The sequence below is a fragment of the Halolactibacillus sp. JCM 19043 genome, assembly GCF_001310395.1.
Lineage (GTDB): Bacteria > Bacillota > Bacilli > Bacillales > Amphibacillaceae > Halolactibacillus > Halolactibacillus miurensis.
This window is the reverse complement of the sequence record NZ_BAXD01000031.1, coordinates 1-13,167: the sequence shown is the minus strand read 5'-3', so window position 1 is coordinate 13,167 and position 13,167 is coordinate 1. Positions and strand designations below refer to the sequence as shown.

Annotated in this window: 10 protein-coding genes, 1 tRNA gene and 3 pseudogenes; 13 read left to right on the top strand and 1 reads right to left on the bottom strand. The window is 39.3% G+C overall.

Going from position 1 to position 13,167, the window contains the following annotated elements; all coding sequences use genetic code 11:
* The first annotated feature begins 115 nt into the window (after positions 1-115).
* Complete coding sequence (locus tag JCM19043_RS12690) at positions 116-460, top strand: YlbF family regulator (protein ID WP_062323017.1); 345 nt, start codon at positions 116-118, stop codon at positions 458-460.
* Positions 461-622: 162 nt separating this feature from the next.
* Here JCM19043_RS12690 and clpP read toward each other — a convergent pair whose 3' ends face one another.
* Positions 623-1,204, bottom strand: a complete 582-nt coding sequence (clpP, locus tag JCM19043_RS12685; protein WP_062323015.1) for an ATP-dependent Clp endopeptidase proteolytic subunit ClpP — start codon at positions 1,202-1,204, stop codon at positions 623-625.
* Positions 1,205-1,503: 299 nt separating this feature from the next.
* On the opposite strand from clpP, the gene JCM19043_RS12680 reads away from it, so the two are divergent.
* The 12 genes and pseudogenes from JCM19043_RS12680 to JCM19043_RS12630 all read left to right on the top strand — a co-directional run bounded on the left by JCM19043_RS12680 (position 1,504) and on the right by JCM19043_RS12630 (position 12,648).
* Positions 1,504-1,575, top strand: a tRNA-Arg gene (locus tag JCM19043_RS12680).
* 81 nt (positions 1,576-1,656) lie between these two features.
* Positions 1,657-1,863: a hypothetical protein gene (locus JCM19043_RS12675; RefSeq protein WP_062323013.1), complete on the top strand. Its 207-nt coding sequence runs from the start codon at positions 1,657-1,659 to the stop codon at positions 1,861-1,863.
* A gap of 224 nt (positions 1,864-2,087) precedes the next feature.
* Positions 2,088-3,038, top strand: a complete 951-nt coding sequence (locus tag JCM19043_RS12670) for an L-lactate dehydrogenase (RefSeq protein ID WP_062323011.1) — start codon at positions 2,088-2,090, stop codon at positions 3,036-3,038.
* Positions 3,039-3,256: 218 nt separating this feature from the next.
* The gene (locus JCM19043_RS12665; RefSeq protein ID WP_062323009.1) at positions 3,257-4,279 is read left to right on the top strand and encodes a sugar-binding transcriptional regulator; all 1,023 of its coding nucleotides are present in this window, start codon (positions 3,257-3,259) and stop codon (positions 4,277-4,279) included.
* 43 nt (positions 4,280-4,322) lie between these two features.
* Complete coding sequence (gap, locus tag JCM19043_RS12660; RefSeq protein ID WP_062323007.1) at positions 4,323-5,321, top strand: type I glyceraldehyde-3-phosphate dehydrogenase; 999 nt, start codon at positions 4,323-4,325, stop codon at positions 5,319-5,321.
* 88 nt (positions 5,322-5,409) lie between these two features.
* Positions 5,410-6,599 (top strand): annotated as a pseudogene (gene pgk, locus JCM19043_RS12655) (phosphoglycerate kinase).
* 57 nt (positions 6,600-6,656) lie between these two features.
* Positions 6,657-7,410: pseudogene (gene tpiA, locus JCM19043_RS12650) on the top strand (triose-phosphate isomerase).
* Between the two features lie 46 nt (positions 7,411-7,456).
* Positions 7,457-8,944: a 2,3-bisphosphoglycerate-independent phosphoglycerate mutase gene (gpmI, locus tag JCM19043_RS12645; RefSeq protein ID WP_369813875.1), complete on the top strand. Its 1,488-nt coding sequence runs from the start codon at positions 7,457-7,459 to the stop codon at positions 8,942-8,944.
* Between the two features lie 87 nt (positions 8,945-9,031).
* Positions 9,032-10,314 (top strand): annotated as a pseudogene (gene eno, locus JCM19043_RS12640) (phosphopyruvate hydratase).
* A 727-nt stretch (positions 10,315-11,041) separates the two neighbouring features.
* On the top strand, positions 11,042-11,590 hold the full coding sequence (locus JCM19043_RS12635; RefSeq protein ID WP_082394559.1) for a HipA domain-containing protein: 549 nt from the start codon (positions 11,042-11,044) through the stop codon (positions 11,588-11,590).
* Positions 11,591-11,593: 3 nt separating this feature from the next.
* A complete protein-coding gene (locus JCM19043_RS16105) occupies positions 11,594-11,827 on the top strand; it encodes a hypothetical protein (protein WP_082394558.1) in 234 nt (77 codons plus the stop codon).
* A gap of 65 nt (positions 11,828-11,892) precedes the next feature.
* On the top strand, positions 11,893-12,648 hold the full coding sequence (locus JCM19043_RS12630) for an HIRAN domain-containing protein (RefSeq protein ID WP_062323003.1): 756 nt from the start codon (positions 11,893-11,895) through the stop codon (positions 12,646-12,648).
* Positions 12,649-13,167: the final 519 nt, after the last annotated feature.

Here is a 13,167-nt window from a genome sequence, read left to right as displayed (position 1 = left end):
TTTTAAACTTTCTCAACCGGTATCGTTTGGATTACACACAGAAGTTTGTTATAGTTATACAGGAAGTTAAAAGAAGGCCATCAGTGGTCAGTAAAAACTAGGAGGATTTTATTTTATGTCTAACGTACAACAATCAGCAGAACAATTAGCGGATGCGATTCGCCAAAGTGAAGAATTTTCAACTCTTAAGGAAGCCTATGATGCGGTAATGAGCGATGAAATCGCTAAAAAAATGTTCGATGATTTCCGTAATACACAAATCGAATTACAACAAAAACAAATGCAAGGCCAAGAAATTACAGAAGAAGAAGTAGAAAAAGCACGTAAGGTTGTCGAAACAGTACAACAACACGAAGCTATTTCTAAACTAATGGAAGAAGAACAAAAAGTGAACGAATTTATTAATTCTATTAGCCGTACAATCACAAAACCATTAGAAGAATTATATAACCAACAATAAGATGAAAAATCGCCTACCTTTAAACATAAAGGTAGGCGATTTTAAATTTCTCTCCAATGATGACGATATGGATGAATGGATGTAACAAAAGAAGCGAAGAGCTTAAGCTCTTCGCTTCTTTACCTGATGGTTATGATTTGAGTACTTAACGAGAACGTCGCTTTACTTTTTCTCCATAACTTTGTCAATAAGGCCATACTCTAGCGCTCTATTAGCCGTCATGAAGTTATCACGATCCGTATCTTTTTCGATGATTTCCATAGGTTGACCAGTACGTTCTGCTAGAATTTCGTTTAATTTCTTACGCATTTCGATAATACGGTTGGCGTGGATTTGGATATCAGATGCTTGACCTTGTGTACCACCTAATGGTTGGTGAATCATCACTTCTGAGTTTGGTAACGCATAGCGTTTACCTTTTGCGCCAGCTGCTAATAAGAAGGCACCCATTGATGCGGCCATACCAACACAAATAGTTGACACATCTGGTTTAATGAACTGCATCGTATCATAAATCGCCATACCGGCTGTGATTGAGCCACCTGGTGAATTGATGTAAATAGAAATATCTTTGTCTGGGTCTTCAGCTTCTAAGAATAATAGCTGAGCAACGATCGAATTGGCTACATTGTCATCAATGCCAGAACCTAACATAATGATGCGGTCTTTCAACAGACGTGAATAAATGTCATACGCTCGTTCACCGCGGTTTGTTTGTTCAATTACTGTAGGGATTAAATTCATATCTATTCCTCCTCCGAAAATAACTTTAAGTATGTGAATAAAGTTTATAAACATATCATAGCTAATAGGTCAAAAAAGGTCAAATAAAACACTAGCTAATGTGAGTATTTATTAATTTATTTCTTCCCAAGTTAGTGTACATATAAACTTCGTACATATTATAACAGAGATTGGCTTGTTTTGCTTATGGATTGCACTTGAAAACCGATTGATTTTTCGATTGATAGACAGAGGCGTAGAAGAAAGGATTGTATTTTTCATTCATTTCAGTTATAATGATTTTTGTTCGATTTAAATATGCGCTCGTAGCTCAGGGGATAGAGCATCGGTTTCCGGTACCGTGTGTCGGGGGTTCGAATCCTCCGAGCGCGCTTTTAGACAGATGCTAGCATCTGTCTTTTCTCATATTTACTCGTTAGTGAACAGGTTTTATAGAAAGTAAGAGGTGCAAAATGAAAGTAATGATCTGGTTAGCAGTGTCTGTTTTATTGATTTGGGAGTTTGTAGAGCTACGTGATATTTTCGGGTATTCACTCTTTCTCCAAAATAGCTTGATTGTCTTTTCAAGTAGTTATTTCTTTTATTTACTTGATGTACATTTAAGCCTAAATAAATTTAAACGACAACTCGCGATTATGTTCAATAAAACGTCTCAGTAGAAAACATATTAAAAACCAACAGATATTTTAATACGCCATAACCAAAACCCATTCTAAACCGCTCGAGGCCAAAGGCCTTTGGCGGTTTATTTTTAATTAGAGGAGGAAAAATCAGCTTTTTTTACATTTTTGTTAAAAAAACGAACATAGTTTAGTTTGTTTTCGGGTATAGTGTTAAGGTGAGAGGAAAAGCCTCTAAAAATGTTTTGAGGGAGTGTTGTTTTATGCATCAAAAAGCAAATAAAACGAAAAAAGTAGCAATTGTCGGAACAGGGTTTGTCGGTTCTAGTTATGCTTATTCTTTAGTGAACCAAGGAACAGTGAGTGAGCTCGTGTTAATCGACTTAAATAAAGAACGTGCTGAAGGTGAAGCACAAGATTTAAATCACGGGGTTCCTTTTGGTTCACCAATGAAAATAAAAGCGGGTGACTATACAGATTGTCATGATGTTGATTTAGTGGTCATTACTGCTGGAGCGAATCAAAAACCAGGTGAAACAAGACTAGATCTTGCTAGTAAAAACGCCAAAATCATGCGTGGGATTGTAAAAGAAATTATGGCGTCCGGCTTTGATGGCATTTTAGTGATTGCTTCTAACCCAGTTGATGTGATGACACATGTAGCATATGAAGCATCTGGCTTACCGAAAGAACGCGTGATTGGATCAGGTACCATCTTAGATACGGCGCGTTTCCGTTACTTATTAAGTGATTACTTCCAAGTAGATTCACGAAATGTGCACGCCTATATCGTAGGTGAACACGGCGATTCAGAGTTGCCTATTTGGTCACACGTCACAATCGGCGGTCTCCCGCTTAATGTGTATGGTAAACTTAATAACTTCTATGAAGACCGTGATATGCAGGCGATTTTTGAAAATGTACGTGACGCGGCTTATCAAATCATTCAGAAAAAAGGGGCAACCTATTATGGCATTGGTATGGGACTTGCCCGTCTAACAAAAGCCTTACTGTATAATGAGAACTCAATCTTAACAGTGTCGACTTATTTCCAAGGTGAATATGATATTGACGGTGTCTTTATGGGTATTCCAGCCGTTGTTAATGCGAACGGGGTAAGAGAAATTTTACGATTGAACTTATCTGAGCGAGAACAACAGCAACTGGAAAACTCGGCCAACATTTTAAAAGAGATGCATGACAATTTGACATGATTAACGAGCTGTCAGTCATCATAAAGGAAAGAGGCGCTTAATCGCCTCTTTCTTTCCTAATAGAAAGGTGATTCGTTCGAGTGCATGAGATTTTAAGCTTGTCAGATGATTGGTTGTCTGATAGTATTAAGGGTGTTGGGTATTTTTTTGGCTCGCGGGACAAAATGTTAACCACAGGGACAGAATTTGTCCCAAGATAATTGAAAGGGTGCGTTATGATGCAAAAGCTAATTGAATTGCAACAAAAAATATGCCCTGATCTTATCGCAGTGATTGACCGGCGTTACCATTTACTTCATACCATTCATTACTATCAACCCATTGGCAGAAGAAGTTTAGCCATGCAGTTGACGCTAAAAGAACGAGAAGCGAGATCAGAAATTGATAAATTAGCGCAACTCGGTTTAGTTGAAGCGACACCAAAGGGTGTGATGCTGACGGTGATGGGTCAGATGTTAGTGGATGACTTTACGCCATATTTCGAGGAATTACGGGGATTTCGTGATCTTGAAATAAAAATTAAACAGACATTCGACCTAGAACGTGTTATAATTACACCTGGGGACAGTGATACTGACCCTTGGGTAAAAGACGAACTAGGAAAACGCGCCGTGTCGTTTTTGCAATCCCAACTAAACAACAAGCAGACCGTCGCTGTGACTGGTGGAACATCAATGGCCGCTGTGGCTAAAATGATGGCACCGACCGATTTAGGTAAAGGCTCAATGTTTGTGCCAGCTCGAGGAGGACTCGGAGAACGAGTGGAGAATCAAGCGAACACGATTTGTGCTGAAATGGCCAATAAGATGAAAGGCGACTATCGTTTGCTGTATGTACCGGACCCGCTCAGTGAAGAAACGTATCATTCGATTATTGAAGAGCCTGGTGTAAAAGAAACTCTACATATTATTAAACAAGCGAATATCGTCATGCATGGTATTGGTGATGCTTTTACTATGGCAAAACGTAGAAAAGCAGAAAAAAACGTTTTAGAAAAGCTCGAATCGGGAAAAGCAGTAAGTGAGGCCTTTGGTTATTATTTTGACCAAAATGGTCGAATCGTACACAAAGTGCGAACAGTAGGTATGCAATTAGAAGACTTGTCTCATATTAAGACAGTTGTTGCGATTGCTGGAGGTCATTCAAAAGCAAAAGCGATTCAGTCTTATTTTAGACAAGGAAAAAGTAATGTCCTGATCACGGATGAAGGGGCAGCAACAGCATTAATAAAGGACTTATAGTCCTTTAGATAAAATTTTAAACAATACTAAGGAGGAAATACGTATGACTGTAAAAGTAGGTATTAATGGTTTTGGTCGTATCGGCCGCTTAGCTTTCCGTCGTATTCAAGAAGTAGAAGGAATTGAGGTAGTAGCAATCAACGACTTAACTGACGCTGACACACTTGCTCACCTTTTAAAGTATGACACAACTCAAGGTCGTTTCAATGGCGATGTTGAAGTTAAAGATGGTGCTTTCACTGTTAACGGCAAAGACGTTAAAGTATTAGCTAACCGTAACCCTGAAGAATTACCTTGGGGTGACTTAGGTGTTGAAATCGTACTTGAGTGTACTGGATTCTTCACTTCAAAAGAAAAAGCTGAACTTCACCTTAAAGGTGGCGCGAAGCGTGTTGTAATTTCTGCTCCAGGTGGAAACGACGTTCCAACAATCGTTTATAACGTAAACCATGACATCTTAACAGGTGACGAAACAGTGATTTCTGGTGCTTCATGTACAACAAACTGTCTAGCTCCTATGGCTGACACATTAAACAAAGAATTCGGTATTGCTGAAGGTCTTATGACGACTATTCACGCTTATACTGGTGACCAAAACACATTAGATGCTCCTCACTCAAAAGACTTACGTCGTGCGCGTGCGGCTGCAGCTAACATCGTACCTAACACAACGGGTGCAGCAGCAGCAATTGGTCTAGTAATTCCTGAACTTAAAGGTAAATTAGATGGTGCAGCTCAACGTGTTCCAGTTCCAACTGGTTCATTAACTGAGTTAGTCACTGTATTAGACAAAGAAGTTTCTGTTGAGAGCGTTAATGCAGCGATGAAAAAAGCAGCGAACGAATCTTACGGTTACACTGAAGATCCAATCGTATCTTCTGACGTTATTGGTATCTCTTATGGTTCATTATTTGATGCTACTCAAACAAAAGTAATGACTGTAGATGGTAAACAATTAGTGAAGACTGTTGCATGGTATGACAATGAAATGTCTTACACTGCACAATTAGTACGTACATTAGAATACTTCGCTAACCTTTAATTCTTAGCGAGATAACTAAACAAGCAGTCCATTAGCGGGAAGCGTTCGCGCTTTCCGCTTTTAATTTTTACTAGGAGGATTATCCAATATGGCGAAAAAAATTGTCACTGATTTAGCCGTTGCCGGCAAAAAAGTACTTGTGCGCGCAGACTTTAACGTGCCAATGAAAGACGGTAATATTACAAATGATGACCGTATCGTTCAAGCTCTTCCAACAATCAAACACTTACTAAAAGAAGAAGCAAAAGTCATTGTCTTCTCTCACTTAGGTCGTGTGAAAGAAGAAGCGGATAAAGAAGGTAAATCACTTAAGCCAGTCGCTGAGCGTTTATCTGAATTATTAGGTCAAGACGTTACGTTTGTACCTGAGACACGTGGAGAAGTATTAGAAAACGCAATTGACACATTAGGCAATGGCGATATTTTAATGTTTGAAAACACACGTTTTGAAGATATTGATGGTAAAAAAGAAAGTAAAAATGATCCTGACTTAGGTAAGTACTGGGCTAGCCTTGGTGACTTATTCGTAAATGATGCTTTCGGTACTGCTCACCGTGCGCACGCGTCTAACGTAGGGATTGCATCAAACGTTGAATCAGCAGCAGGTTTCTTAATGGAAAAAGAAATTCGTTTCATCGGTGATTCAGTCGATAGCCCAGAGCGTCCATTTGTGGCGATTCTTGGTGGAGCGAAAGTAAGTGATAAAATCGGTGTGATTGAAAACTTACTAACAAAAGCAGATAAAATCCTTATCGGTGGTGGAATGGCCTATACTTTCTACAAAGCACAAGGGTTGGATATCGGTACATCTCTTCTTGAAGAAGATAAGTTAGATCTTGCGAAAGATTTACTATCACGTGCTGATGGCAAAATTATTTTACCAGTCGATACGACAGTCAACACAGCTTCTCAGAAGAAGGTGACGTGAAAGCTGTTGATGCTGATGCGATTCCTGATGGTTACATGGGTCTTGATATTGGTCCTAAATCGATTGCTCAGTTCGAAAAAGAACTAGAAGGCGCGAAAACTGTCGTATGGAATGGTCCTATGGGTGTGTTTGAAATGGAAGCATTTGCTAAAGGTACGATTGGTGTATGTAAAGCGATTGCGAGCCTAAATGATGCAACAACCATTATCGGTGGTGGTGACTCAGCAGCGGCAGCCATGAAATTAGGCTTTGCTGATGACTTCTCACACATCTCAACCGGTGGCGGCGCGTCACTTGAATACCTAGAAGGTAAAGAACTACCTGGTTTAGCTGCGATCAGCAACAAATAAGGTAGAATAATAAGCTCACTGATTAGTCAACTAATCATAGACGAAAGGGAAGAGATTATGCGTAAACCAATTATTGCAGGAAACTGGAAGATGAATAAATCATTAGCAGAAGCGAAAAGCTTTGTCGCTGATACAAAAAACAACGTACCTAAAAGTGATGCGGTTGATTCAATCATCTGTGCACCTTTTCCGTTCCTTCACGCATTAGTGGAAGAGACGAAAGGAACAGATTTAAAAATCGCTGCTCAAAACATGCACTTTGAGGAAAGTGGCGCGTTTACTGGTGAAGTTTCACCAGCGGTCCTTAAAGACTTAGGTGTGACTTACGTTGTGTTAGGACACTCTGAACGTCGTGAAATGTTCAACGAAACAGATGAGTCAGTGAACAAAAAAGCAAAAGCTGCTTTTAATTATGACTTAACACCAATCATTTGTGTAGGTGAAACATTAGAGCAACGTGAAGCGAACCAAACAATGGACTTAGTCGCTGATCAAGTCACAAAAGCGCTTGACGGTTTAACTGAAGACCAAGTCAAACAATCTGTTATTGCTTATGAGCCAATCTGGGCAATCGGTACAGGTAAAACTGCGACATCAGAACAAGCAAACGAGGTATGTGCCACGTACGTAAAACTGTTGCATCTGTTGTCTCAAGTGATGCGGCTGAAGCTGTTCGTATTCAATACGGAGGTAGTGTAAAACCAGCTAACATCGATGAATTATTACAGCAATCTGATATTGATGGTGCGTTAGTTGGAGGCGCGAGCTTGAAGCTGATTCATTCCTCAAATTAGTGGAGGCGGGCAAATAATGAGTCAAGACAAATTAGCAGCTTAATTATTCTTGATGGTTATGCCTTGCGTGATGAGGTTGTTGGGAATGCGGTTAAGCAAGCCAACACACCAAACTTCGATCGTTATTGGAACAACTATCCGCACAATCAGCTAACAGCTTCAGGTGAGGCCGTTGGTTTACCAGATGGACAAATGGGTAACTCAGAAGTGGGTCACTTAAACATTGGTGCGGGTCGAATTGTTTATCAATCATTGACACGTGTAAACCTATCGATTCGTGAGCGTGACTTCTTTACGAATGAACAACTTGTTCAAGCGGTAGAGAACGCAAAAGAAGACGGTAAGGCCTTGCACATTTTCGGTTTACTTTCTGATGGTGGGGTTCACTCTCACCTTGATCACCTTTTTGCGGTGTTAGAACTCGCAAAAGAAAAACGACTTGAAAAAGTTTATGTCCATGGTTTCTTAGACGGCCGTGACGTTGGTCAAAAATCAGCGAAACAGTATATCGAACAAGCGCAAAACAAAATGGATGAACTTGGCGTTGGTCAATTTGCGACGATTTCTGGTCGTTATTATGCGATGGACCGCGACAAGCGTTGGGAACGTATTAAGCTTGCGTATGACGCCATTGCTTATGGTGAAGGCAAAACTTCAACGGATCCACTACAAGTTGTAGAAGATGCTTATAGTGAAGATGTGTATGATGAATTTGTTATTCCAACGGTTATGACAGATGAGTCGGGAGAGCCGGTTGCTAAAATGCATTCAGGTGATTCAGTCATCTTCCATAACTTCCGTCCAGACCGAGCGATTCAAATTTCACAAAGCTTTGCGAACAATGACTTTAATGAATTTGACCGCGGTGCAGAGGCACCAAAAGATTTATTCTTCGTATCATTCATGAAATACAGTGATACAGTGAATAGTCACATTGCGTACCCACCAACAGACCTTAAAAACACGGTCGGTGAAGTACTGCAAGACAATAAACTCAACCAATTACGTATTGCGGAAACGGAAAAATATCCACACGTGACCTTCTTCATGAGTGGTGGCCGTGAAGCAGAATTTGAAGGGGAAAAGCGAATCTTAATTAATTCGCCAAAAGTCGCAACGTACGACTTACAACCTGAAATGAGTGCGTATGAAGTAACTGATGCGTTACTAAAAGAATTAGATGAAGGTAACCAAAATGCCATCATCTTAAACTTTGCTAACCCTGATATGGTTGGACACTCAGGTATGCTTGAGCCGACAATCAAAGCGATTGAAACGGTTGATGAATGCCTAGGTAAAATCGTTGATAAGATCATTGAAAAAGGTGGCCACGCCATTATTACTGCTGATCACGGTAACTCAGATGAAGTGGTTTCACTTGATGGTAAGCCAATGACTGCCCACACAACGAATCCAGTACCTGTTATTGTCACAAAAGACGGTATTGAATTACGTGATGGTGGCATCCTAGGAGACTTGGCGCCAACATTGCTTGATCTCTTAAACGTTGACCAACCAGAAGAAATGACTGGAAAGTCACTGATTAAGTAAGTTTTAGCAACAATTGATTCGAATCAATGTTTAAAAACAAAAAGCAACACCCATACTATATTAAAAACAAAAAGGAGTTTTACAATCATGCCATACATTACAGACGTATATGCTCGCGAAGTCATGGACTCACGCGGTAACCCAACAGTAGAAGTAGAAGTTTACACAGAATCAGGTGCGTTCGGTCGCGCTCTAGTACCAAGTGGTGCGTCAACGGGTGAATACGAAGCAGTTGAACTACGTGACGGCGACAAAGACCGTTACTTAGGTAAAGGTGTTCTTAAAGCAGTAGAAAACGTTAATGAAGTTATTGCACCTGAATTATTAGGTTTTGACGTAACACGTCAAGTTGTTATTGACCGTTTACTTATGGAATTAGATGGTACACCAAACAAAGGTAAATTAGGCGCTAACGCTATTTTAGGTGTCTCTATGGCTGTCGCTCGTGCAGCAGCTGACCACTTAGGTGTTCCTTTATACACTTACCTTGGTGGATTCAATGCAACCGTTCTTCCAACACCAATGATGAACATCTTAAACGGTGGTGAGCACGCGGACAACAACGTGGATATTCAAGAATTCATGATCATGCCTGTAGGCGCGCTTCATTCAAAGAAGCGCTACGTATGGGTGCTGAAATCTTCCACAACTTGAAGAAAGTGCTTTCTTCTAAAGGTTACAATACAGCTGTAGGTGACGAAGGTGGTTTCGCACCAAACCTTAAGTCAAACGAAGAAGCTTTATCTACAATCATCGAAGCTATTGAAACAGCTGGTTACAAGCCAGGTGAAGAAGTTAAATTAGCAATGGACGTTGCGGCTTCTGAAATCTACGAAGATGGTAAATACAACCTTAAAGGCGAAGGCGTTGTTCGTACGTCTGCTGAAATGGTTGACTGGTATGAAGAAATGTGTAATAAATACCCAATCATCTCAATTGAAGATGGTCTTGACGAAAATGACTGGGATGGTTTCAAACTTCTTACTGACCGCTTAGGCGACAGAGTTCAATTAGTAGGTGACGATTTATTCGTAACAAACACTGAAAAATTAGCTGAAGGTATCGAAAAAGGAATCGGTAACTCAATCCTAGTTAAAGTTAACCAAATTGGTTCATTAACTGAAACATTTGAAGCAATCGAAATGGCGAAACAAGCTGGTTACACAGCTGTTATCTCTCACCGTTCAGGTGAAACGGAAGATACAACAATTGCTGACATCGCTGTTGCGACAAATGCTGGACAAATTAAAACAGGTGCACCTTCACGTACTGACCGTGTTGCTAAATACAACCAATTATTACGTATCGAAGACGAACTTGTTGAAACAGCTAAATATGCTGGTAAAAACGCATTCTATAACTTACGCTAATCAGTTGTAAGTAGAGATGGATAATGGTTCTTTGTCTAATGGTGTTGGTGAGAAGTTTTAACCAATAATTTCAAGCTTATATTTCACATGTTTCAGCTCTTTTTATGCAGCTGAAACATGTGTTTTATTTTGTGTTTTTTTCTTCTGTGGTTCAACTGGTTTGTAAGAAAAATGGGCTCTATACTAAATGTGGTGGTACATTCCTTTGGCAGTAGTTAGTCCTCACTAAAACGCGATCTCGAAGAGAATGCCTTAAAAGACTATCGGTTAAAAGATTATCAGAAGTATTTTGACGTGAAAGAAGCGTTTAAACGCGGAAAGAAAATCATCTCGAAAGAAGAAGCTATGCGGAAAGCAACAAAAAATTATGTTTTTTTGGGTTACTGTCCAACGAAGTGAAAGATTCTTTTGAATCCTTATCATTGTTTCGAAGCAAAGATGTGGCAGAGAAAGCTTTTGGTAATCTAAATGACCGTTTGAACTTTAGACGCATGCAAGTATCTTCTGAAATATAATTTAATTGTAATGCATCCGTTGGATTTATTTCTTTAATCTCTCTCTTATGTAAAAAGAAGATGCAAGATGCCAACCTATTCGAACAGTGGACACTTCAGTTGACAAATACATATGATCTCTTGTGGTGTTTTCATTACGTTTCGGGTGACAAAAGAGCTACAAAATTATATAATTATAGATAATAATAATTATGTAGAAGGAGCGATGTGAAATGATCGATACCTCGCTCTGGAAACGAGATGAGAAAAGCCAAGCTTCAGGAACACGAGCGAAATTTTGGCTGCTAGAACCAGAAACAGATCTTAAAAGTCCAACAAGGCATCTTTTCAAGGTTCCTACTGAAGGAACGGGCGGTCATTGGGCTGAATTTATTGCTAGCGAAGTGGGGATGAGGTTAGGTTTCAATACAGCTGAAGTAAGGTTAGCTGAACATAAAGGCATGATAGGAACAATTTCTAAGAACTTCCGTGTCAAAGCAGAAGAATTGTATGAAGGTGGCGATTTATTCTTGGCGCAATTTGAAAATTTTGATCGTCGGTCCTTGACTTATTATGAATTGCCCCACATCATAGATATCCTTTCTGCATATGATTTAGAGAAAGCTTTTGTAACGGTACCTGTTTATGATGCAATAATTGCGAATAACGACCGACATTGTGATAATTGGGGGGTTCTTAGTGGACCAAAAGGAATTCGCTTGACTCCTATCTATGACAACGGTTCTTCTCTTGGTTTTAATGAAACAAGAGAGAAAAAGTAAAGAATGCTGACTGATGATAGAATTTTAGAAGGTTTCTGCAACAGAGGTAAATCGAGCATTGGTTTGCCAGGAAGAAAAAAACCAAAGCACTTTGAATTATTATCCTACCTTTATCAATCTTTTCCTAAGGAACTTCAATTAGCGGTTTCTAGATTAGAACAGTTGAATGTGGAAATGTTATTATCTATAGTAGATGAAATACCGAACAACATAATGAGTGATTTAGATAAAAAATGAGTTATCCGTCTTATACTTTACCGGAAAAATCGGATTCTGAATTGGTTAGAAGGGAGTGTGAAAGCATGAAAAAGAGACCGTTTGAACTGTGGCTAGTTTGGCAAAATGTCGAAACACGGCAACGTTATCACGTAGGTAGCTTACTTCATGAAGATGGCATCTATACATTTTCATACAAAATAAAAGGGTATAGAAGAAAATTAGCAGAAGCGATGGACAATGGATATCGACCTCACTTAGCATTCCCTAATATCAATAAGACGTATAAATCTCGTTCTCTTTTTGGTCCATTTGCGCGACGCCTACCAGACACTCGAAGACCCGACTATCAATCTGTTCTCCGAGACTTAGGACTTTCACAAGAATGTACAGAAATGGACGTTTTGCGGGCAACAGGTGGTGTTTTAGCGACTGATTCTTATGAGTTTGTTTCACCAATCTTGGTTGAAAATCATCACTTTGATTTAGATTTCTTTGTAGCTGGATGGCGTTACTATGAAGGAAATCAAGTAATTGATCAACTACATGTAGGAGACAGTGTCGAATTTTCATTAGATCCCAAGAACAATAATGACCATAAAGCTGTCGTTGTCATGTCAGTAAACGGAAAGAAGTTAGGTTTCATTCCAGCATTTTATAGTGGGTGGATGTTTGAAATTATTAAAAAGGGCTGTGATTATCAAGCAAGAGTGGAATCTGTTCACCCACAGGCAGTTCCGCATCGTAAAGTGAATATTTCAATTGCTGGTGAAATAAATCAGTATTTAAATATTCAAGAAGTGCTAAATGATAAAGAAGAACTACGAGTTGTAATGTGTTAAGTTACTGCGCTTACCAAACTTGTGCATATTCCGTTTGCCGTACACGTATAAAATGATGAAACTATAGAAATGTGTGGACAGCCAAAAAAATTTATGCAAATACTCTTTAGGGCGTATACCTAAGGAGGTAGAAAATATCAACCAATAGAAGTCATAGGTGGACTTCGCTATCTATTAATAAGAGATCAAGCACTGTTGTGGTTGGTCTCTTTTTACATTTTTTGTATCAATAAAACAATTTTTAATCGTTTTAGAGCGAGAAGACACCTTCCTCAAGTGCGTCAGCACTAGGTGGGTGATGAATCGCTTTTTTTGAATATTTTTGAAGTGACAAACATATATTCTGCGTGGTATAATTAAAACATTAACAGTGACCGTCACAAAACAAAGAGAGGGTGGGTTTCATGGGCATGAAGGCTATTTTTTCAAATCGCTTATATAAGTATAAGATCGACCCTGGCTTTGTTATGTCCATGGATAACACCCTTCGGGTGTTTAATCAAGCCAAACATTTTCGTT